A 22,389-nucleotide genomic window follows, 5' to 3' on the forward strand; every position below is an offset into this window, starting at 1 on the left:
AATAACATGATACAGACTAGAACAACTCTTTTGTGGGTGCTTTTGACCGTGGTGTTTTCGGTAAATGCCCAAAATTTTAAATTCGGAAAAGTTTCTGAGGAAGAGTTAAAAGAAACCTTTAATCCCAATGATTCCACTGCTGCTGCCACGGTTTTGTACAGGAGTAGGAACATCAGGTTCGATTATACTAAAGGCATCGGATTTAAAGTAATAACCGATGTCTTTGAACGCATTAAAATATATAATAAGGCGGGATTTGATTACGCCACCATTTCACAAACGCTGTATAAGGACGATAGTGATGTGGAGTCCATTTCTGGGTTAAAGGCATATACCTATAATTTGGTGAACGGTAAGGTTGAAAAAAGTAAAATGGAAAAATCCGCCGTGTTTACGACTGAACTAAGTAAGTATCGAAATGAAGGGAAATTCACACTTCCGAATATAAAGGAAGGTTCTGTTATCGAATATCAATATAAGATTACGTCTCCATTTTTCTATTCTGTAGATGAAATCGTATTACAATATGATATTCCGATAAAAAGACAAGAAATAAGTTTTGCCACACCGGAATATTTCAATTTTAAACCCTTTATCAAAGGGTATTTAACCGTAGCTCCCAAGTACAGCTCAAAATCTGGCAGTATTAATTTAACGGGTTCAATAAGATCTACCCCAGGAGGGGTTGCTCCGACTACTACAAAATACATAAATCAAAATATTGATTATAAGATAAACAGTACGGATTACAATATGAGCGACGTGCCGGCTTTAAAGGAAGAGCCTTTCGTAAACGATATGAATAATTATAGAAGTGTCGTTAAATATGAGCTTCAGTATATAAAGTTTCCAGAGCAAATGCAGGAAAATTACACGACTACTTGGGGGGATGTAGTTAAAAATATATATAAGAGTAGTGATTTTGGCGGGCAACTAACCTCAAATAAATATTTTGATGAGGATCTGGTAGTCTTAAAGAAAAGTACATCATCTTCAATTGATTTGATGGCAGCTATATTCTTCCATGTACAAAACCGCATGACTTGGAACAATATTTATGGTTACTCCGTAGATAAGGGGGTGAAAAGAGCCTATAAAGAACGTTCTGGTAATATAGCCGATATCAATCTTATGTTAACGGCTATGCTGCAAGGGGCCGGCTTGAATGCCAAGCCTGTTTTGGTGAGTACAAGAGGGCATGGTATTCCATTATTTCCGACTATGGAAGGATTCAATTATGTGATAGCTTCTGTTGAAATTGATGGAGAAATGATATTGCTAGATGCCACCAATAAATATTCCAGTCCTAATTTATTGCCGACGAGGGCGTTGAATTGGTTTGGTAAGAAAATCGAAAAAGATGGCTCTTCGGTTTCAATAAATCTTTTGCCTAGTCAACTTTCACTAGAGAACGTGCAAATGAACGTTAAGCTAGATGAAAATGGCGAGGTGAAAGGTAAATTTAGGAGTACGGGTCATTACTATAACGCTTATTTGTTTAGGAATAAGTTCGGCAATAGCAACGAAGACGACTATCTGGAAAAACTGGAAAACCGAAACAACGGTATTGAAATTTCAAACTATCTAATTAAAAATAAGAAAGGTAATGGTAAGCCTGTACAAGAGAGCTATGAGTTTGTTTTGGATAAACAGGCAGATGTAGTTGGGGATAAGATTTATTTTTCCCCCTTGTTTCACTTGGTAGAGGCTGAAAATCCTTTTAAACTGGAAGAGAGAAAATACCCTATAGACCTGATGTTTCCCAAGAGAGAGAAATATTTAGTGATTATTTCTATTCCAGATGATTATGAAGTAATATCAAAACCAGCAGACATGAATATTGGTATGATAGATAATATGGGAACCTTTCAATATAAAATTTTGAGCAGTGGCCGGCAGTTGCAACTCATGTTAGATCTCAAATTAAATCAAGCGGTTATAGGGGCTGAACACTATTCTTCTTTAAAAGAATTCTTTAAAAATGTTGTTGAAAAACAAACAGAAAAAGTAGTTTTATCCAAAATTACTGCCAATGGAACTTCAGACAGCACAGGAAAGAGTAGATAAGTGGATCAAAGAACACGGGGTGCGTTATTTTAACGAATTGACCAATATGGCACAGCTTACCGAGGAGGTAGGCGAGGTGGCCCGTATTATTGCCCGTAGGTATGGTGAACAAAGTGAAAAAGAGTCGGACAAGAACAAAGACCTTGGTGAAGAATTGGCCGACGTTCTTTTTGTGACCCTCTGTTTGGCCAATCAAACCGGGGTAGATCTTCAAAAGGCTTTTGATAAAAAACTCGATTTGAAAACAAAACGAGATCATGACCGTCATCACAACAATGAAAAGCTCAAATAGTATTATATTTGGCAACTTAAATTATACCCTATCAACATAGGGCAAACGTATAGGTCGCCAAGTGATCTGTCCGGTTTAAGAACCTATTAAAGAGAACAACTTTTGAAACTACACCTATCTGCTCCGTCAAACCAATTATTGCGTAATAATATACAGATTACAGGCTCAAAAAGTGAGTCGAATCGGTCTTTGTTGCTACAGGCCTTGTACCCGAATATCAGTATTGACAATCTCTCGAACTCAGATGATGCAGAGGTAATGCAAAAGGGATTAAAAATAGGTAATGGGGTAGTAGATATTCATCATGCGGGTACCGCTATGCGTTTTCTTACCGGATTTTTTGCCTCACAAGAGGGCAAACAGGTTACGCTCACCGGCTCAAAACGTATGACAGAAAGACCGGTCAAGGTGCTTGTTGAGGCCTTACGGCATTTAGGTGCGGAGATTTCATATGAGAAAAACGAGGGTTACCCCCCGATCTTGATCAAGGGAAAGAAACTGGAGAAAAGTCAAGTGAGCCTTCCTGCCAATATCAGTAGCCAGTATATTTCTTCCTTGTTGTTAATTGCGCCTAGTCTTGAAAACGGACTCGAATTGGAGTTGGTCGGTAAGATTACTTCGGTACCCTATATAAAAATGACCTTGGCCCTTTTGTCTCAGATAGGGGTAGAAAACTCTTTCGAGGGCAATACTATAAAAGTGTCGCCCAAAGTAAAGGTAGATCCTGTTAATTTGGTGGTCGAATCCGATTGGAGCTCTGCCTCTTACTATTATAGCATTGTTGCCTTGAGCGAGATGGGTAGTGAAATCAGCTTGTCCGCCTATAAAGATAATAGTTTGCAGGGAGATAGTGTTCTTCAGGAATTGTATACCGAATTTGGTGTGGAAACCCGTTTTGAAGGGAACACCCTTGTCTTAAGGAAAGTTGGGGTCCCAAAGGGACAAACGGTACAGTTTGATTTGGGCAACGCACCCGATATAGCGCAAACCATTGCCGTTACGTGTTTCGGACTCGGAATGGGCTGTCATTTGACCGGCTTACATACCTTAAAGATCAAGGAGACCGATCGCTTGGAAGCCTTGCATACCGAACTGTCGAAACTGGGTGCCGATATTTCCGTAACGGAAAAGGACTTGACCCTGGGGCTCTCGGGAACCATGAAGGCTGAAGTGGCCATAGATACATATAATGACCATAGAATGGCCATGGCTTTTGCTCCCTTGGCCATGAAAATACCGCTGTATGTGAACGACGCCGAGGTAGTTTCAAAATCATACCCTGATTTTTGGAAAGATCTTGAAAAATTGACTTTCTTGATTGATGAGGTGTAAAAACCTGTCCTTTAGTGTATTGTAAAAATGTTTTGTGTTTTTTGGAGGAAATGTGTCGGATGGTGATGCCGTGCAATGCAATAAGAATCAATATAATCGGTGTTTTACTTGACAACCCCTATGCACACATCGTATATTTGCAACCGCAAAACTCTTAACTAAATTTCATAAATGAAACTATCGCACTTCCATTTTGAATTACCTGATAATTTATTGGCCGAATACCCAGCTGAGAATAGGGATGAGTCCAAGTTAATGGTCATTCACCGTGAAACCGGAAAAATAGAACATAAAATGTTCAAAGACCTTATCAATTATTTTGATGAAGGCGATGTAATGGTTTTGAACAATACTAAGGTTTTTCCTGCCCGTTTATACGGTAATAAGGAAAAGACCGGGGCTAGGATCGAAGTTTTTTTATTGAGGGAATTAAATGAGGAACAACGCCTTTGGGATGTTCTTGTTGATCCCGCACGTAAAATACGTATCGGAAACAAATTGTATTTTGGTGAAGACGAAACCTTGGTAGCGGAAGTGATAGATAACACCACTTCAAGAGGAAGAACCCTGCGTTTTCTTTACGATGGTTCATATATCGATTTTAGAAGAAAACTTCGTGAGCTTGGTCAAACACCATTGCCAAAATATATAAAAAGAGACGTAGAGCCAGAAGATGAGGAGCGTTACCAAACCATTTATGCAAAGCATGAAGGAGCGGTAGCGGCACCAACTGCTGGGCTTCACTTTTCAAAACATTTGTTGAAACGCCTTGAGATCAAAGGGGTTGATTTTGCTGAGGTGACCTTACATGTAGGTTTGGGTACCTTCAACCCTGTTGAGGTAGAAGATTTGTCCAAGCATAAAATGGACAGTGAAGAACTGGTTATCGATGAAAGGGCTACGGAAATTGTCAACAACGCCAAGTTGAAGAAAAAACGCATCTGTGCCGTAGGTACTACCGTTATGCGCGGACTTGAAAGTGCCGTTTCTTCTGAGCATACCCTGAATACTTTTGATGGATGGACGAATAAATTCATCTTCCCTCCTTACGATTTCAGTATTGCCAACTGTATGGTGACCAATTTTCACCTACCGAAATCAACTTTGTTGATGATGGTGTCTGCCTTTATCGGTCATGATTTGATGAAAAAAGCATATAAGGAAGCCATTTTAGAGCAGTATAAGTTCTATTCATATGGAGATGCCATGCTAATAATCTAATTTTTGCCAAGCTGGCAAAAGCATAAATTTTCAAGCCCTTCTTTATTTGTATTTTAAGTAAAGAAGGGTTTTTAGCTTCTAAAACGTGAAGGCACAAAAAAAAGACATACGGGCATTGACCAAAGAGCAATTGCGGGATTTCTTTGTCTCCCAGGGGGATAAGGCTTTTCGGGGCAATCAGGTCTACGAATGGCTATGGCAAAAGGCGGCCCACTCTTTTGAGGGTATGACCAATATCTCAAAGGAAACCAGGGATATGCTCGAGGCCAATTTTGTGATCAACCATATAAAGGTAGATCAAATGCAGCGTAGCAATGACGGTACGATCAAGAATGCCGTTCGTTTGCACGATGATTTGGTGGTTGAATCGGTGCTTATTCCCACAAATACCAGAACTACGGCCTGTGTTTCGAGTCAAGTAGGGTGTAGTCTCGATTGCCGGTTTTGTGCTACGGCACGTTTAAAGCGTATGCGAAACCTTAATCCTGATGAGATTTATGATCAGGTGGTGGCAATCGATAATGAGAGTCGCCTGTATTTTGACAGACCTTTGAGCAATATTGTTTTTATGGGTATGGGGGAGCCTCTCATGAACTATAACAACGTATTGAAGGCCATAGATAAAATCACTTCCCCAGAAGGTTTGGGTATGTCGCCAAAGCGCATTACGGTTTCCACCTCAGGTGTACCGAAGATGATACGAAAAATGGCCGATGATGAGGTGAAGTTTAAATTGGCGGTATCCTTGCACTCCGCTATTGATGATATCCGTACCTCTATAATGCCCTTTAATGCTACCTTTACCCTGGCCGACCTTCGTGAGGCCTTGGAGTATTGGTATGCGAAGACGAAAAGTAGAATAACCTATGAATATGTCGTTTGGCAGGGCATAAACGATTCGCAGACCGATGTAGATGCCTTGGTTGATTTCTGCAAGTTTGCCCCTTCAAAGGTGAACCTTATTGAGTATAACCCCATAGATGACGGTGAATTTCAACAGGCTGCGAACGGTGCCATAGACATGTACGTGAATACCTTGGAAAGAAAGGGTATTGTAGTTACGGTGAGAAGGTCGCGGGGCAAGGATATCGATGCCGCCTGTGGTCAGTTAGCCAATAAACAATAGGAAATTCGCGTATTTTAGATTTGGAACGAGTATTTAAAGCATCTATTTTTTATAGGGTAAATCGTACAATCAGACTATCTTTTATGCTTTTTGCGATTACTGGTCAAAGCATACGATGTACTCATTTCTTTTTCCTTAAATTTATGCGCTTAAGTAGGTAACCAGCTAAACCGATTTTTTTTGAAAATAGTAGCGCAAATAAAAGAGCCAGTAAACCAAGAGATGGAGCTTTTTGAGACGAAGTTCCGAGAGGCCATGTCTTCTAAAGTGGCGCTGCTGAACCGTATTACCTATTACATCGTTAATCGTAAGGGAAAGCAAATGCGGCCTATGTTCGTATTTCTTACGGCCAAGATGCTCAATAATGGGGTGGTAAACGAGCGTACCTACCGTGGGGCATCGGTAATCGAATTGATACATACCGCCACGTTGGTCCACGACGACGTGGTTGATGAAAGTAATAAGCGCAGGGGTTTTTTCTCCATAAACGCCCTATGGAAGAATAAGATTGCCGTATTGGTTGGTGACTATCTTCTGTCAAAGGGCTTATTACTCTCCATAGATAACGAAGATTTTGATCTATTAAAAATTATTTCGGTAGCGGTACGTGAAATGAGCGAGGGAGAACTATTGCAAATAGAAAAAGCGCGTCGCCTAGATATTACCGAAGAGGTGTATTACAATATTATCCGACAGAAAACGGCAACCCTGATTGCGGCCTGTTGTAGTTTGGGGGCTTGTTCGGTACAGCCGGATTCACCTGATGTAGAGACCTTCCGTAGGTTTGGGGAGCTTTGTGGTATGGCCTTTCAAATAAAGGACGACCTTTTTGATTATGGGGAGGATAAGATAGGAAAGCCTACAGGGATCGATATCAAGGAGCAAAAAATGACCCTGCCGCTGATCCATACGCTTAACACTTGTTCCAAGGCCGAAAAAAAATGGTTGATCAATTCCGTAAAGAATCACAACAAGGATAAGAAACGGGTCAAGGAGGTGATCGCCTTCGTGAAAAATAACGGGGGATTGGATTACGCCGTACAACGAATGCTTTTCTTTAAGGAAGAGGCCTTAAAAATTCTTGCTAGCTATCCGCCGTCAAGTTATAGGGATTCCCTTGAGTTGATGGTCAACTACGTCGTCGACCGAAAAAAGTAGGTGGATCAAACTTTTACGGGAAGCCTTTCCATAAAAAAACTCCGCAACTTATCTTAAGTGGATAAGCTGGGGAGTTGTCAATAGTCTTTAGTGTAAGTGTTATAGGAGTTCGAACGATACGGAGATCGCATACAACCTCTTCTCGTCGGTATGGCCGTAATACAAAGATTCTGAAATCTTGCTAGGGTTGGTATCGCTAATGTACAAGGCCTTGCCTATTTTTCGCCCTATTTTTTCGGCAATCGATGCAGCCTTGCTCTTGGCGTCTTCATAGGCATGTTTTGCATAATCGGCCATTTCGTCTTCGCTTAGCTCTACTTCAAAATTCGTATCGGAACGAGTAACGCCAATCGATTTTACATGAAGGAATTTTTGCATTTCGTCGAGGGACTTGGTCCTGAACTCGATTACGGTACCTTCTTTTTCATAGCCCAATAGCTCGTAATACAGGGCCGATTCTTTAAGTTGCTCTTTTTTGATACCGGCTTTTGTCAGTTTTTCAAAGTATCCCGATTTTACCTCTTCAAGGCTCATGGTTTGTGAATCGTAATACACATTGTTTAGGCTTACGACCATTCTACAGCTGTATTCCGGTGTTATACTGTATTCGTAAGTACCGTTGACGTTAATACTGTTCGGATGGCTGTTTTGTGCAAATGTCATAAATGAGATAAAAATTAAGGTTAAACTTGTTATTGCTTTTTTCATGGAATCGACTTTTGGGTAATGTTAAAAAGTATGTATTTTTTGAATAAACGTTTGAGGTGTCTTAAACTTATGCAACGGAGTATAAAAATGAGGCGAGGATCATCCAACTGCCTATGAATATGCCCAATATCCCCAATTTGCCTTGTTTCGGTGCAATCTTTTGGCGTAGCTCTTCGGCTTTCGCACGTGCATCTTGCTGGTTTGATAGAAATAGTTTGTTAATGAGTCCTGAGCCCAACATAAAACCAAGTCCTGCCGAAACAATGTTTCCCGCTAGAAAGGTAATCCACCAGATGGGAGCGGAGGTCAGCCATCCTAGGTTTAAGATGGCGGTAATAATGCCCCACACGCCCCAGAAGCAAAATACAATACCGATCCATCCTTGATAGGGCTCTATTTTTTCCAAGAGTTCTTCGGCGTTCGGTTTTTTTGATAGCAGTAATGATGGTACGGCTACGATACTCAATAAAATTAATGTAATTCCCCAGATCATAATGTTGTTTTTTTAGGTTTGTAATAGGGTTAAAAATCTATGGGGCAAAGTTGAGACAATGGTTGAGTGTAAAATACCCTTTTGCTAGCTAAAATGATATCCCTGAAAATAGGGGGGAGTACTTTTCTTTTTATCTTTGTGAGATTCGTTTTCATATAAAAATCACCAAAATTGATTTCTAAAACCACAATTGACCAAGTATACGAAACCGCCCGTTTAGAAGAGGTTATCGGAGATTTTGTGCAATTGAAAAAGTCGGGTTCTAACTTTAAGGGGCTCAGCCCTTTTTCCGACGAGCGGACACCTAGTTTTATGGTGTCTCCCGTAAAACAGATCTGGAAGGATTTTAGTAGCGGAAAGGGTGGAAATGTGGTAGCTTTTTTAATGGAGCACGAACATTTTACCTATCCGGAAGCCATAAAATACTTGGCGAAAAAATACAATATAGAGGTAGAGGAGACAGAACGTACCGATGAGCAACGGCAAGAGGCCGATGAGCGTGAGAGTATGTACCTGGTTTCTGAATATGCACAGAAGCACTTCGCCCAAATGTTATGGGAGAGTGAGCTGGGCAAGGCCATTGGATTGAGTTATTTTAAGGAAAGGGGCTTTGCCGAAGACACCATAAAAAAATTCAATCTTGGCTATTGCCTCGATCAGTGGGACGGTTTTACCAAGGCTGCCCTAGAGGAAGGTTACAAGCTGAACTACCTTGAAAAAACAGGACTTACCATTGTAAAACACGAGGGTCAAAACCCGAATAACCCAAAAACCTTTGATCGGTTTAAAGGACGGGTAATGTTTCCGATACATTCCATGAGCGGTAGGGTCTTAGGATTTGGAGGGCGTATTCTTGGTAATGATAAAAAGGCCGCCAAATACCTTAATTCCCCCGAAAGCGATATCTATCATAAGAGCAAGGTGCTTTACGGGATCTATTATGCCAAACAGTCTATAGCCAAAGAAGATAATTGTTATTTGGTAGAAGGGTATACCGATGTGATACAGTTCTATCAAAGGGGAATTCACAACGTGGTATCTTCTAGTGGTACGGCCCTAACGCCTGAGCAGATACGGCTGATCAATAGGTTGACGAAGAACATTACGGTTCTTTTTGATGGCGATGCTGCCGGCTTACGTGCGTCTTTGCGCGGTATCGACTTAATTTTGGAACAGGGCATGAACGTCAAGGTCTGTACTTTTCCGGAAGGGGAAGATCCAGATAGTTTTGCCAAGAATAACGCCCTTGAAGATGTACAGCGTTATCTCGAGGAAAAATCGCAAGACTTTATACAGTTCAAGGCCGGCCTACTGGCCCAAGAAGCTGCCAACGATCCCATAAAGCGGGCCGATACGGTTCGTGATATCGTACAGAGTATCTCTAAAATACCCGATGCGATCAAGCGTGAGATATACGTTCAGGAATGTGCCAACATCATGAAGGTATCCGAAGGGGTGCTGTTCAGTACTTTGGCCCAAATGGGTAAGAAGGTAGCCTCCGATACCGCAAAAAAACAACAACCACCGCAGACGGCGTTCGATGTTGTAAAGAACGAAGCGCCCCAAGAGAAGGTCGATGTGCAATATTTGCTCGAGCGTAAGATTATTGAACTGTTGTTGCTTTATGGGGAAGAAAAACAAGAGTTTGAAGATTTGGTGCTCAAAGAAAACGAGAAGGGTGATCTGATACTTGAGCCAGAGTCGATAGAGGCCAAGGTATACGAAAAAATTTATTTGGACCTGCAAGATGATGAAATCGAATTGGCGAACGAGCAGTTTCGAAATATTTATTATAAACTCATTGAAGCATTGAATCAAGATACCAACTTTACGATAAATACTTTTTTAAGTGGCTTGGATCAGTCGTTAGTATCGGAAATTTCCTCTATATTGATGGAAGAGGAAAAGTATGTGCTTCACAGTTGGGAAAGAAAGGATATTTATCCGAAAGAGAAGAAAAAGGGGGTGGCCCAGTTGGTAAGTGAGACCATTTTGACCTTGCGTTGTTTTCTTATAAAAAAGCGTATGATATCCCTGCAAGAGCATACGAAGGAAAGTCAACAAGACCATAGGGAAACCCTAGAGGAGATTATGAACTACCTCCAGCTCAATAAATTGTTGAACAAGAAGCTGAACCGGGTGCTTTCTTGATCGGTTAAGGTGAAAACAAAATATTGGGGCATAAAAAAACCCTAATGAAATCATCAGGGTCTGTACGTCTTACGAAGGGTCTTGTTAGTACAATTCTAACGCTTTTGCCTGTTGCAAAAGATCCACCATATTGTCTACGTTTAATTTTTTCATCAAACGCGCCTTATAGGTGCTGACCGTTTTTTCGTTTAAGTTCAAACCGATGGCAACATCTTTGTTTCGCTTCCCGCTAGCTAGTAATTTCAGTACTTCCACCTCACGTGTAGAAAGTTTTCTAAAGAACCTTCTTGGTTTTTGTGTACCTTCATCGAAAGCCAATCGTTGGGCGAGTTCGTTCGTGATGAACATGTTACCTTCGCTTACTTTTTTTACTGCAGTGATAATGTAATCGATGTCAGAAGCTTTCGAAAGATATCCAAAGGCACCGGCACGAATTGTACTTAATGCATACACGTCTTCTGATTGACCGCTGTACATTAATACTTTTACGTTAGGGTGTTCTTTTTTGATTTTTCTTAGCGTGGCTATTCCATTGATTTCAGGAATGTCCATTTCCAGCATTACGACATCGGGACTTGTACTTTCCAATTTTTTGAAAAGTTCCGAAGTCGTTGATACTGCACCTACCATTTCAAACCCATTTGCAGATTCAAGAACATTAGTCACACCCATTCTAATAATGGGATGGTTGTCCGCAATTAATACTTTTATCATGTTGATAGTTTTAATCTAGATCAATAAACGCTTGTTAGCCCGTCTAAAAATACTGACATGCAATGTAAGGCTTAAAAATCTAATTCTTTAAACAAATTTGCTATTTTTTTCATAAAAAACGGGCTTTTTATGAATTTATTCGATTAGACTACCGCCTTTTAGGTCAAGTTGCTATATTAAGCTGTGTGGTATTTCGCATACGGGTATCGGAATCATCTTGTGGCGGTTAGCGGAATTAAACTTCGTATAGATTAGAAAGACTTCCTTGTCACGACCAGTAAAATCATCGGCGCTCTTACCTTCTTCCTTCATTTTCATCGCCCATTCCAGTTCAGGATAGCTTGCGCCTATCTGATCTTCGTCGGTACGGTCATCGCCCCACAGGCCGTCTGTTGGCGCCGCTTTTTGAATATCGTCGTTAACCCCTAGAACACGGGCTATTTCGTATACTTGGGTCTTTAATAGGTCGGCAATCGGGCTAAGGTCGACACCACCGTCTCCGTACTTGGTGTAAAATCCTACACCGAAATCTTCTACCTTGTTTCCCGTTCCGGCAACTAAGTAGCCATCAAGGGCCGCAAAATAATAAAGTGAGCTCATGCGCAAACGTGCCCTGGTGTTGGCCAAGGCCATAAAACGCTCCTCTTCGTTTTCAACGGGTGGGAGTGCGGCAACAAGGCTGTCAAATACCGGTGTTAGGTTTACGGCCTGCCGTTTTACATTTTTAAAGTTGTGCTGTAGCCACTCAATATGTCGGGAAGCCCTGGTAACCTGATTTTCGGCCTGATGTATCGGCATTTCGAGACATAAAAGCTCAAGGCCTGTTTTGGCACAGAGCGTAGAAGTTACCGCAGAGTCGATTCCTCCTGAAATGCCGATGACAAATCCTTTCATTTTTGCGTTTACGGCATATTCTTTTAACCAGTCAACAATATAATCTATTACCTTTTCTGTCTGCATAGGATGTTCATTTTGTCGGAATCGACTAACTTTGTGCCCTAAAATTAATGTCTTGAGGTTAAATATTGAAATCAATCGGAAATTACTTTCTAAACTGGCGACGTTTTTTGTCATTTTTATAATTTCTACCTCATTTATCGGGTGTAAAGAAAGTGTAAAGCTGTCTGAAGATGTCAAGAAGATAAAATTAGATGTGCAAATCGATAGGTTCGATAAGGAATTTGCAGCGGCCCGACCCGAAGATTTGCCGGTATTGAAGAAAAAGTACCCCTATCTGTTCCCGAAACAGTATTCAGATAGCGTTTGGGTAGCCAAAATGCAGGATACGATTCAGGTGGAGCTTTTAGACGAGGTGGAAAAGGCCTTTTCCGATTTTTCGGAAGAGGAGCAGTCGCTCGAGCTTTTGTTCAAGCATATCAAATATTATTTCCCACAATTCGATGCGCCAAAGGTCGTAACGGTTACTTCCGATGTCGATTATAGTAACCGTGTTATTTTGACCGATACACTATTGCTTATAGGCCTTGATAACTACTTGGGTCCCGACCATAGGTTTTACGTCGATATTCAAAAGTACATCAGGGCAGATCTAGACAAACGCTATTTAACGGTTGATGTGGCCAGTGCCTTTGCCAAAAAAGTGGTGCCCGCCCCAAATGACCGAAGCTTTTTGGCGCAAATGATCTACTACGGCAAAGAACTCTACCTTAAGGATAGATTGTTGCCCTTGGTAACGGAAGCCCAGCGGATCAATTATTCCGAAGAACAATTGGCCTGGGCCATAGCCAATGAAGAGCCGATATGGCGGAATTTTATCGAAAGGGAATATTTATATAGTACCGATAATAAGTTAGGGCCGCGCTTTCTTGACCTGGCTCCTTTTTCGAAGTTCGGACTGGAGCTCGATAATGAGTCGCCGGGACGTATTGGCCGGTTTATAGGTTGGCAGATCGTAAGGGCGTTTATGGATAGGAACGAGTTAAGCTTGCAGCAAATGCTCAATTTGCCGGCAGAGGAAATATTTAAAAAATCAAATTACAAACCGAAGAAATAATATGGCAAAGTTGCACACTTCAGAAATAACGTTGAAAGTTGGTTTAGACGAAAACCGCGTACCCGAAGAACTTACATGGTCGGCTCAAGACGGGGGAATAGACAACGAAGAGGCCAAAGCCATGCTTTTATCGGTTTGGGACAGTAAGTCGAAAGAATCGCTCAAGATAGACTTATGGACAAAAGATATGCCCGTTGATGAAATGAAAATATTCTTCCATCAGACTTTGGTTTCTTTGTCCGATACCTTTATGAAAGCTACCCAAGACGAGAAAATGACCGCAACGATGAAGGATTTTTGTGATTATTTTGCGGAAAAATTGGACTTGAAATAAGGGGCTTGCCTAATTGGCCATTGGGACTTCCATTAAAAGGATTTTTGAATTTTCAAGATAGGAGAGGTCTATACGTTCGACTTCCTCTATTCCCAATCCGTCCCTTTTGTCCAAGGCAATACCGTTGGCTGTACATTTTCCTTCCAAAAGAAAAATATAGACGCCGTTTGAAGGGTCTTTAAGTTCGTAGGTGGTCTTTTGGCCTTTGTCAAAATCGCCTAGGTGAAACCATGCATTTTGATAGATCCAAATGCCGTCGTCATCGGCATGGGGCGAAACTATCTGTTGTAGATTGTTCTTAAGGCTGTCGGGCTTTAGGCTGATTTGGTCGTAACGCGGACTCACGTTGACCTTGTTGGGGAGTACCCATATTTGCAGGAATTTTACCTGCCGGTCGCGACTTTTGTTCTTTTCACTATGTTGTATTCCTGTTCCGGCACTCATGGCCTGTATGTCGCCTTGACGTATGGTTGTGGTGTTGCCCATATCGTCTTTGTGTTCCAAGTCGCCCTCTAGGGGAATGGAGATGATTTCCATATTCTTGTGGGTGTGGGTGTTAAAACCCATTCCGGCGGCTACTTGGTCGTCGTTGAGCACTCTCAATACACCAAAATTCATGCGCTCGAGGTCATGGTAGTTGGCGAAGCTGAAGGTGTGGTAGCTGTTTAGCCAGCCGTGGTTGGCGTGGCCTCTCGTATCTGCTTTGTGTATTGTGGTGCGCATAGTGTTAGGCTTTTGAATATTGTATTGGGTTATTGTGCCGTACTAAAAAGGGAAATGGTATAATCCAGTAATTCGATGCTTCCGTATTCCCCGTGCCCGGGAATGGCCGTTTTAAGGTCGGGGTAGCTTGCTTTTATCTTTTTGATGGTAGTGCTCCATTCGTTGGTGTTCGCATCACCTAGGTATCCTTTGGTGGCATTGAGCGATTTGAGGGCGCATCCCCCGAAAAGGAGGTGTTCGCTAGGGATATAACTTACAATGTTGTCTTTGGTGTGGGCCTCGCCAAAATGACGGTTAACTATTTTTTGCTTCCCAATGGTGAGTTCGTTGGTGGTGTCAAAACCAATTTGTGGAACTGGGTTTCCTTCCTTTTTTGCGAGTTCTATGGTTGTGTTGCTTGCATAGGAGGGAATGTTCAGTTCGTGAAAGGCCTCGATCCCGCCAAGGCAGTCGTCGTGAAAGTGGTTGATGACCACGGCCTTGATCTGTTGTTTTTTGGTTTCGGTTATCCAGCGGATGAGTTCTTCGGAAGTTTCGTTGTCGGTGGGTGTATCGAAAACAACGGCCTGGCCATGGTTTATGTAGATAAGTCCGTTACAGGCTACTTTTCCGAAGTCTTCGGTCGATAGGTAAGAGATATGGATAAAGCTGTTTTTGGAAAGTGGGATGATTTTTAAGTCCTCGCTACTGTAAGTTAAGGCGTGTTGTTGTGACTTACAGGAAAAGAAAGCTGTTATCAAGAACAAAAGTACTACGGTCGATTTGTGGGGCATGGCTTTGTTCTTTTAGGTACATAAATATATAGTTTTACATTGCATTATGAAAGATTCCGATATTGAAAAACTCGTTTTTATCTACAACGCCGATTCTGGTTTGAAAAACGCATTGTTAGATAGTGCCCACAAAATTTTAAACCCCAGTACCTATAATTGCAATTTATGCGATATTACTTTTGGGGTATTTACCGAGAATAAAATTTGGAAGCGATTTCGGGAGGAAACCGATTTGGAAATGGAGTTTTTGCACAAAGATGAATACAAGAAGCAATACGCTTCCAAGTTTGGCAATAAGTTTAGCTTTCCGATTATATTGGCACAGAGCAATGGAGAGCTTCAGGTATTTGTTTCTACGGAGGAAATGAATACCATTGAAGATGCACGATCGTTAATACGACTTATCGAAAAAAGGATCAGGGCTTAAGCTTTTGTAGCCTTAAAAAAGTCGGCATTGATGTTGTCTATAAAATTGAGTACGTCATCGCGGCCATAGCCCTTTGACGAGGAAGTGATAAAATAGGAGGGGGCTTCTTCCCATACCCCGTTCAGTAATTCCGAGATATAATTGTTTACGTTTTCTTCTATGGCCTTGGCCTTTAGTTTGTCGGCTTTGGTAAAGATAATACAAAACGGAATGTTGTTCTCGCCCAGCCATTCCATGAATTCCATGTCTATTTTTTGCGGCTCGTGGCGAATATCGACCAGAACAAAGGCGCAGACCAGCTGCTCGCGTTTTATAAAGTAGTCGGTAATATATTTTTGAAAAGTTTTCTTGCTTTTTTTTGATACTCGGGCGTAGCCATAACCGGGTAAATCGACCAAAAACCAATTGCCGTTGATCTTAAAGTGGTTGATCAATTGGGTCTTGCCCGGTCGGCCCGATGTTTTGGCCAGGCTTTTTCGCTCGGTAAGGCTGTTGATCAAAGATGATTTGCCAACGTTTGATCTTCCGATAAAGGCGTACTCGGGCAAGGGTTCGTTGGGGCACTTGGCCACATCGGTATTGCTGATTACGAAATTTGCCGATTTAATATTCACCTTTAAGCTTGTTTAAGAGAAGAGTAGGGTTGTTAAAAATTGCGTTTGGTCAGCCAGCTGTCAAGGATCTCGTTGAACTTGTCAGGATGCTCCATCATAGGGGCGTGACCACACTTTTCGATCCAGTAAAGATCGGAGTCGGGTAGCAGCTCGTGAAAGAGGTTGGCTACGTCGGGTGGCGTTACACTGTCGTTCTCTCCCCAAATAATACATATAGGGGTGTTCATTTTAGGAAGGTCGTCGGCCATATTGTGGCGGATGGCACTTTTGGCAATCGCCAAGGTCTTTATGATCTTTTTGCGGTCGTTGACGGTGGCAAACACCTCGTCTACGATTTCTTTGGTGGCAATCTCGGGGTCGTAAAATACATCTTGGGCCTTTTTCTTTATGAACTCATAATCGCCTCGTCTTGGATATCCATCGCCCATAGCGCTCTCGTACAATCCGGAACTTCCGGTTATAATGAGGGCCTTTACCATTTTTGGATAGAGTTTCGTGTGCAGGAGGCCGATATGTCCTCCGAGGGAATTGCCTAGTAGTATAACGTTGTCAAGTTGCTTGAACTCAATGAATTTGGCCAAGAACTTGGCAAATTGCTTTACATTGGTCTTAAGCATTGGCATGTCGTAAATAGGTAGCTCGGGTATGAGCACCTTATACCCCTTTTTGGGAAAGTATTCGGTAACACCTTGAAAGTTGCTTAGTCCTCCCATAAGACCGTGTAAAATAATGATTGGCGTTCCTTCGCCTATCTCTATATACCGGAATTTTCCTTCCTTAATTAAATTTTTTTCCATTCAAGATACTTCTTGGTCTGTTGGTCAAAGATAGGCATAATCCTATTATGACTTGGTTACAAGTATAGTTCAATAAAGCGAGAATTGGCCATTATTTTTCATTCAGCGGTCAAAAACGCCATTTTTTTCCAAGCAAATTTAACCACAAGTTATGCCGAAAACCCACTATTTATTAACAAAGTGGTAATTAGTGGTAAAATGTGGTAATAAAATTTGTAGTTTTGAGTTATAGTATTGTAAAACAGCTTTTTTAAGTGATCAATTTCATTGGGACATACGATTGTAAGGCCGATGCCAAAGGTAGGGTAATGATTCCGGTTGCCCTAAAAAATCAGATGTCACCGATTTTAAACCAAGGCTTTGTGATCAAAAGATCTGTTTTTCAACCTTGTCTGGAATTGTATCCTATGGAGGAGTGGAACCTTCTGATGCAGAAGATGAACAAGAAAAACCGCTTCAAGAAGAAAAACAATGATTTCATCCGTCGTTTTTCGGCCGGAGTGAAAGTCATTGAGATCGATGGTACGGGGCGAATGTTGATACCGAAAAACCTAGTGGAGTTTGCCAATATCTCCAAAGAGGTGGTTTTGAGTTCGGCCATTAACATTATAGAGATCTGGGACAAGGATAGCTATGAGAAAGTATTGGAGGAAACCGCTGAGGATTTTGCCGATTTGGCGGAAGAGGTAATGGGTGATGACGGAGATGACGAAAGCTATGTATCATAATCCTGTATTGTTACAAGAGTCCGTTGACGGACTCAATATAAAAGAGAACGGTGTGTATGTCGATGTCACCTTTGGTGGCGGCGGACACTCGAGAAAGATATTGGAGTACTTGGGAAGCGAAGGAAAGTTGTTCGCTTTCGATCAAGATGAAGATGCGCTTGCAAATGCCATTGACGACACGCGTTTTACGCTGATCAATGAAAATTTCAGGTTCATCCGGCAGTTTTTGAAGTTCTATGGTATTCGAAAAGTAGATGGAATTTTAGCTGATTTTGGTGTTTCCTCACATCAGTTCGACAAAGCTGAACGTGGGTTCTCTACCCGGTTCGAGGCCGATCTTGATATGCGGATGAGCAAAAGGAACCTCCTGTCGGCTTATGAAGTGGTCAATAACTATGATTACGACGATTTAAGAAGGGTTCTTTTTCAGTATGGGGATTTAAGAAATGCCAATGCAATGGCCAAGACCATTTTGGCGAAACGGGAAGAGGCGCCGATCAAGACTACCGAAATGTTGAAAGAGGTGCTGCAGAAGTTCTTGCCGAAAGCCAAAGAGCATAAGATATTGGCCCAGATCTATCAGGCCATTCGCATAGAAGTGAACCAAGAGATCGCGGTAATCGAGGAGTTTTTATTGCAGACTCCGGAGTTGTTGGGTGAAGGCGGAAGGCTAAGTGTTATAAGTTATCATTCCTTGGAAGACCGGTTGGTAAAGCGATTTATACGTGAAGGACAATTTCAAGGTGAGGCGCCGAAGGATTTTTATGGAAATGTTGATGTTCCGTTCAAAAAAGTAGGGTCGCTTATAGTTCCTTCCAAAGAGGAAATAGCAAAGAACAATCGTGCTCGCAGTGCCAAACTGAGAATTGCGGAGCGCATAATTAAATAAGGTAAAAAGAATAAAGAAGGCGAAACAATGAAAAAAGGATTGTTGAACATATTAAAAGGTAGGTTTTTGGTGAGCGGCGACGCTCCTAAAAATTGGCTGTTCATCATTTTTACCTCTTTTCTGGCCACCGTTATGATCGGTAGTTCGCATAGTGCCGATAAAAAGGTGCATCAGATAGCGGCATTGAACGAAGAGGTAAAGGAGCTTCGGAACGAATTTGTAGATGTGCGGTCAGACGTACAACAGTTAAAGTTGGAATCTACGGTGATGCAGATCGTGGCGGAAAAAGGCTTGTACCCATCAGAGGTGCCGCCAAAACAAATAAAGGTTAAATCAAACAATAAGAAGGAAGAATAGTGGCCGTAACCGAAAAAAGCATATTGACCCGGTTGTACGTTGTAACGGCGTTCATGTTCTTGTTCGCTATTGCCGTGCTTTTCAAGTTGGTGAATATCCAGTTTGTGCAAGGAGATAAGTACAAGGCCTTGGCTATGGAGCGCACTGAAAAGATGTTCACCATAGCGCCCAATCGCGGTAATCTATATTCTGACGATGGTAGTCTGTTGGCTACTTCCGTATCGCGCTACACCATCCGTTTTGATGCCGTTACCGTAAGTGAGGAAGACTTTAGGAGGAATATCGTTCCCTTGTCCAATGCGCTTTCTAAAATGTTGGGTAAATCGTCGTCACATTATCAGCAAGTGTTGAGGAAGGCCAAGGTGAACAAGAACAGATATGCCCTTATAGCCAGAAACCTTGATTACTCCGAATACATAGCGGTCAAAGATTTTCCGCTATTCAATAAGGGGCCGTATAAAGGTGGTTTGATCATAGAGCAGAAAACGGTTAGGGAGCATCCGCTGGGTAAGATCGCGGAGCGCAGTGTGGGTTATGAGAACGTAGATGAAAACGGCTACTATTCGGGAGTGGGGCTTGAAAGGGCCTACGGTGAATATCTAAGAGGTGTTCAGGGAAAACGTTTAAAGCAAAAAATTGCCAAAGGCCAGTGGAAGCCGATCGGGTGGGAGAATATCGTTGAGCCTAAAGATGGGTATGATTTGGTGTCTACCATCGATATTAATATTCAGGATATCGCCCACCACGCTTTGCTGGGGCAATTAGAGCATTATAAGGCCGACCATGGTTGTGTCATCGTTATGGAAACCGAAACGGGTGAAGTGAAGGCCATATCGAATTTGGGACGTACCGAAGCCGGTAAATACTATGAGCGCTTGAATTACGCCATAGGGGAATCGCACGAACCGGGCTCTACCTTTAAGTTGATGTCGCTTGTGGCCGCCCTTGAGGATAAGGTGATAGATACCAGTACGGTACTCGATACCGAAAACGGAAGATGGAAAATTTACGATAGAACGGTAAGGGATTCGAAGTGGGGCGGATATGGCAAGATTTCGGCAGGGCATGCTTTTGAGGTTTCCTCTAACACGGCTTTTGCAAAAATGATCCACAATAATTACAAGAACGATCCCGAGAAATTCGTCAATCGTTTGATGCGCATGAACCTCCATAAAAAATTGGACCTTCCTATAAAAGGGGAAGGGGAACCGGTTATCAGGTTTCCTGGTGACAAGGGTTGGTCGGGTATTTCATTGGCGTGGATGTCCCATGGTTACGAGGTGTCCATGACGCCTTTGCAGGTGCTTACTTTTTATAATGCCATCGCCAATGATGGGGAAATGGTAAAGCCTCGATTGATCAAGGAAGTAAAGGAGTGGGACCGCACCGTTCAAAAGTTCGACAAAGAGGTGATCAGTGAGGCGATCTGTTCAAAGGAAACCGCTTCCAAGGTGCAGGAGCTACTGAAAAATGTAGTCGAAAAGAAATACGGTACGGGGCATCGGCTGTACTCGCCCAATTTTTCCATGGCGGGAAAAACGGGGACCGCACAAAAAAATTACGTTTCGAAAGATCCTGACAAACTAAAGTACATATCGACTTTTGCGGGGTACTTCCCTGCTGAAAACCCAAAGTACTCCTGCATCGTGGTTATCCATGAGCCGGATAAAAGTGTGGGGTACTACGGTGCCGATGTTTCGGGGCCCGTATTCAAGTCCATAGCGCAGAAAGTATATGCGACCTCTCCCTTGGTAGACGAGGTGGATATGGAAAAGATGGAAGATCCGCGATTGGAAAAATCGTATCAAAAATATTATGCCGAAGCCCAAAAACATTACAAGCAAGTGCCCAATGTGAAGGGTATGAGCGGTATGGATGCGGTTTCGATCCTTGAAAACCTTGGGATAGAAGTAGAGGTAAAGGGCAATGGAAAAGTAAAAAGGCAGTCCGTTTCCCAGGGAACGAACATTAAGGAAGCTAAAAAAATTACACTAGAACTATCGTGAGATTATTAAAGGACATATTGTTCGGGGCAAGCCTGACCGATGTAATCGGTTCTACCAATGTATTGGTAAACAACATCCGTTTTGATTCTAGAAAGGTCGAAATGGACGATGTTTTTGTGGCTATCAAGGGAACCTTGACCGATGGCCATTTGTTCATAGGCAAGGCCATTGACCTTGGGGCAAAGGCTGTTGTGTGCGAAACCTTGCCGGAACGGATCATTGATGGTGTGACCTATGTTGAGGTAAAGGATGGGAATACGGCCTTGGCCATGATGGCATCCAATTTTTACGGCAATCCGTCCAAGAATTTAAAATTGGTAGGGGTTACCGGAACCAACGGAAAGACTACCATATCGAGTCTGTTGTACCAATTGTTCAAGAAGGCAGGGTATAAGGTAGGGCTTTTGTCTACCATAAAAATAATGGTAGATGATCAAGTGTACGCCACCAGTCATACCACGCCCGATGCATTGACGATCAATGCGCATTTGCACCTTATGAACGAGGCAGGGGTAGAGTTCTGTTTTATGGAAGTGAGTTCGCATGGTATCCATCAAAAAAGAACCCAAGGCTTGACCTTTGAGGGGGCTATTTTTACCAATTTATCGCATGACCACTTAGATTACCATAAGACTTTTGCCGACTATAGGGATACCAAAAAAATACTCTTCGATCAGTTGCCTAAAACTGCTTTTGCCCTTTCGAATATCGATGATAAGAATGGGGCGGTAATGTTGCAGAATACCAAGGCCAAAAAGTATACATATGCCCTTAGGACCTATGCCAATTATCGGGCACAGGTACTTGAGAGCCAGTTTAGCGGTACGCTGCTCAAAATAAACGAACATGAACTTTGGTCGAGGCTTATAGGGCATTTCAATGCCTATAATATGTTGGCCATTTTTGCCACGGCCGACCTGTTGGGTTTGGAAACCTTGGAAACCTTGCGATTGTTGAGCGAACTGGAGAACGTAGACGGCCGCTTTCAATATTTTATATCGAGTAAAAAAATTACGGCTATAGTTGACTATGCCCATACGCCGGATGCGCTAAAAAACGTACTGGAAACGATCAGTACACTGAGAACTGGAAATGAAAACGTTATCACCGTTGTGGGGTGTGGTGGCGATAGAGACAGCTCTAAGCGTCCGGTTATGGGTCATATTGCTTCGCAGTTGAGCGATAAGGCCATTTTTACCTCCGACAACCCCAGAGGGGAGTCTCCTCTAGCCATTATAGATGCTATGGAAAAAGGGGTTGAGCCACAGAACGTAAAGAAAATCCTATCCATAGAAAATAGGGAACAGGCTATAAAAACGGCATGCCAGTTGGCCAATGCCGAAGATATCATACTCATTGCCGGAAAAGGGCATGAGACCTACCAGGAAACGAATGGAAAGCGCATTCACTTTGACGATTTTGAAACGGTGAAAGACGTGCTTAAGCGTTTGGATAAATAACGAAG

The 22,389-nt window shown here is 42.3% G+C and carries 23 protein-coding genes; 15 read left to right on the plus strand and 8 right to left on the minus strand.

Annotated elements, in window-relative coordinates:
- Positions 1-6 precede the first annotated feature (6 nt).
- The 6 genes from BW980_RS16695 to BW980_RS16720 all read left to right on the plus strand — a co-directional run bounded on the left by BW980_RS16695 (position 7) and on the right by BW980_RS16720 (position 7,196).
- Complete coding sequence (locus tag BW980_RS16695; RefSeq protein ID WP_076456342.1) at positions 7-2,067, plus strand: DUF3857 domain-containing protein; 2,061 nt, start codon at positions 7-9, stop codon at positions 2,065-2,067.
- Positions 2,033-2,359, plus strand: a complete 327-nt coding sequence (locus BW980_RS16700) for a nucleotide pyrophosphohydrolase (RefSeq protein WP_013992197.1) — start codon at positions 2,033-2,035, stop codon at positions 2,357-2,359. Before BW980_RS16695 ends, BW980_RS16700 begins: the two co-directional genes overlap by 35 nt.
- Before the next feature lie 102 nt (positions 2,360-2,461).
- Positions 2,462-3,691 (plus strand): 3-phosphoshikimate 1-carboxyvinyltransferase, encoded by a 1,230-nt coding sequence (locus BW980_RS16705; RefSeq protein WP_076456343.1) that lies wholly within the window; start codon positions 2,462-2,464, stop codon positions 3,689-3,691.
- A 171-nt stretch (positions 3,692-3,862) separates the two neighbouring features.
- Positions 3,863-4,912 carry a tRNA preQ1(34) S-adenosylmethionine ribosyltransferase-isomerase QueA gene (queA, locus tag BW980_RS16710; RefSeq protein ID WP_076456344.1) on the plus strand — a complete coding sequence of 350 codons (1,050 nt, stop codon included), beginning with the start codon at positions 3,863-3,865 and terminating at the stop codon, positions 4,910-4,912.
- Between the two features lie 85 nt (positions 4,913-4,997).
- Positions 4,998-6,038 (plus strand): dual-specificity RNA methyltransferase RlmN, encoded by a 1,041-nt coding sequence (gene rlmN, locus BW980_RS16715; RefSeq protein ID WP_076456345.1) that lies wholly within the window; start codon positions 4,998-5,000, stop codon positions 6,036-6,038.
- A gap of 180 nt (positions 6,039-6,218) precedes the next feature.
- Positions 6,219-7,196 carry a polyprenyl synthetase family protein gene (locus BW980_RS16720; RefSeq protein WP_076456346.1) on the plus strand — a complete coding sequence of 326 codons (978 nt, stop codon included), beginning with the start codon at positions 6,219-6,221 and terminating at the stop codon, positions 7,194-7,196.
- Positions 7,197-7,295: 99 nt separating this feature from the next.
- On the opposite strand, the gene BW980_RS16725 is transcribed toward BW980_RS16720, so the two are convergent.
- A complete protein-coding gene (locus tag BW980_RS16725; protein WP_076456347.1) occupies positions 7,296-7,904 on the minus strand; it encodes an SIMPL domain-containing protein in 609 nt (202 codons plus the stop codon).
- A 67-nt stretch (positions 7,905-7,971) separates the two neighbouring features.
- Positions 7,972-8,397, minus strand: coding sequence for a hypothetical protein (locus BW980_RS16730; RefSeq protein WP_076456348.1), 426 nt, complete (start codon positions 8,395-8,397; stop codon positions 7,972-7,974).
- A gap of 171 nt (positions 8,398-8,568) precedes the next feature.
- Between BW980_RS16730 and dnaG the strand changes: the two genes are divergently transcribed.
- Positions 8,569-10,548 carry a DNA primase gene (gene dnaG, locus BW980_RS16735; RefSeq protein ID WP_076456349.1) on the plus strand — a complete coding sequence of 660 codons (1,980 nt, stop codon included), beginning with the start codon at positions 8,569-8,571 and terminating at the stop codon, positions 10,546-10,548.
- Between the two features lie 84 nt (positions 10,549-10,632).
- Here dnaG and BW980_RS16740 read toward each other — a convergent pair whose 3' ends face one another.
- The gene (locus BW980_RS16740) at positions 10,633-11,262 is read right to left on the minus strand and encodes a response regulator (protein ID WP_013992188.1); all 630 of its coding nucleotides are present in this window, start codon (positions 11,260-11,262) and stop codon (positions 10,633-10,635) included.
- 171 nt (positions 11,263-11,433) lie between these two features.
- Positions 11,434-12,222, minus strand: a complete 789-nt coding sequence (gene nadE / locus BW980_RS16745) for an NAD(+) synthase (protein ID WP_076456350.1) — start codon at positions 12,220-12,222, stop codon at positions 11,434-11,436.
- A gap of 136 nt (positions 12,223-12,358) precedes the next feature.
- Between nadE and gldB the strand changes: the two genes are divergently transcribed.
- Both gldB and gldC read left to right on the plus strand, forming a co-directional pair.
- Entirely contained in the window at positions 12,359-13,276 is a 918-nt protein-coding gene (gene gldB / locus BW980_RS16750; RefSeq protein ID WP_449489472.1) for a gliding motility lipoprotein GldB, read from the plus strand.
- A 1-nt stretch (position 13,277) separates the two neighbouring features.
- A complete protein-coding gene (gldC, locus tag BW980_RS16755) occupies positions 13,278-13,610 on the plus strand; it encodes a gliding motility protein GldC (protein ID WP_013992185.1) in 333 nt (110 codons plus the stop codon).
- Positions 13,611-13,619: 9 nt separating this feature from the next.
- Here gldC and BW980_RS16760 read toward each other — a convergent pair whose 3' ends face one another.
- Together BW980_RS16760 and bla are read right to left on the minus strand one after the other, a co-directional pair.
- A complete protein-coding gene (locus BW980_RS16760) occupies positions 13,620-14,333 on the minus strand; it encodes a pirin family protein (protein WP_076456351.1) in 714 nt (237 codons plus the stop codon).
- A gap of 29 nt (positions 14,334-14,362) precedes the next feature.
- Entirely contained in the window at positions 14,363-15,106 is a 744-nt protein-coding gene (gene bla / locus BW980_RS16765; RefSeq protein ID WP_076456352.1) for a subclass B1 metallo-beta-lactamase, read from the minus strand.
- A gap of 46 nt (positions 15,107-15,152) precedes the next feature.
- Between bla and BW980_RS16770 the strand changes: the two genes are divergently transcribed.
- Positions 15,153-15,533 carry a GTPase gene (locus BW980_RS16770; RefSeq protein WP_076456353.1) on the plus strand — a complete coding sequence of 127 codons (381 nt, stop codon included), beginning with the start codon at positions 15,153-15,155 and terminating at the stop codon, positions 15,531-15,533.
- Here the strand turns inward: BW980_RS16770 and yihA are convergent.
- Together yihA and BW980_RS16780 are read right to left on the minus strand one after the other, a co-directional pair.
- Positions 15,530-16,147, minus strand: a complete 618-nt coding sequence (yihA, locus tag BW980_RS16775) for a ribosome biogenesis GTP-binding protein YihA/YsxC (RefSeq protein WP_076456354.1) — start codon at positions 16,145-16,147, stop codon at positions 15,530-15,532. The genes BW980_RS16770 and yihA overlap by 4 nt on opposite strands.
- A 32-nt stretch (positions 16,148-16,179) precedes the next feature.
- On the minus strand, positions 16,180-16,944 hold the full coding sequence (locus tag BW980_RS16780; RefSeq protein ID WP_076456355.1) for an alpha/beta fold hydrolase: 765 nt from the start codon (positions 16,942-16,944) through the stop codon (positions 16,180-16,182).
- A 254-nt stretch (positions 16,945-17,198) separates the two neighbouring features.
- Between BW980_RS16780 and mraZ the strand changes: the two genes are divergently transcribed.
- Genes mraZ through BW980_RS16805 form a run of 5 tightly spaced genes read left to right on the plus strand, consistent with a single transcriptional unit; the run spans position 17,199 to position 22,384 of the window.
- Positions 17,199-17,672 carry a division/cell wall cluster transcriptional repressor MraZ gene (gene mraZ / locus BW980_RS16785; protein WP_013992179.1) on the plus strand — a complete coding sequence of 158 codons (474 nt, stop codon included), beginning with the start codon at positions 17,199-17,201 and terminating at the stop codon, positions 17,670-17,672.
- On the plus strand, positions 17,662-18,561 hold the full coding sequence (rsmH, locus tag BW980_RS16790; RefSeq protein WP_076456482.1) for a 16S rRNA (cytosine(1402)-N(4))-methyltransferase RsmH: 900 nt from the start codon (positions 17,662-17,664) through the stop codon (positions 18,559-18,561). The genes mraZ and rsmH overlap by 11 nt, the downstream gene beginning before the upstream one ends.
- A 27-nt stretch (positions 18,562-18,588) precedes the next feature.
- Positions 18,589-18,918 (plus strand): FtsL-like putative cell division protein, encoded by a 330-nt coding sequence (locus tag BW980_RS16795; RefSeq protein WP_013992177.1) that lies wholly within the window; start codon positions 18,589-18,591, stop codon positions 18,916-18,918.
- Positions 18,918-20,924: a penicillin-binding protein gene (locus tag BW980_RS16800; protein WP_076456356.1), complete on the plus strand. Its 2,007-nt coding sequence runs from the start codon at positions 18,918-18,920 to the stop codon at positions 20,922-20,924. Before BW980_RS16795 ends, BW980_RS16800 begins: the two co-directional genes overlap by 1 nt.
- On the plus strand, positions 20,921-22,384 hold the full coding sequence (locus BW980_RS16805; protein WP_076456357.1) for a UDP-N-acetylmuramoyl-L-alanyl-D-glutamate--2,6-diaminopimelate ligase: 1,464 nt from the start codon (positions 20,921-20,923) through the stop codon (positions 22,382-22,384). The genes BW980_RS16800 and BW980_RS16805 overlap by 4 nt, the downstream gene beginning before the upstream one ends.
- Positions 22,385-22,389: the final 5 nt, after the last annotated feature.

This window comes from Zobellia uliginosa (assembly GCF_900156625.1).
In the GTDB taxonomy this organism is placed as follows: Bacteria; Bacteroidota; Bacteroidia; order Flavobacteriales; family Flavobacteriaceae; genus Zobellia; species Zobellia uliginosa.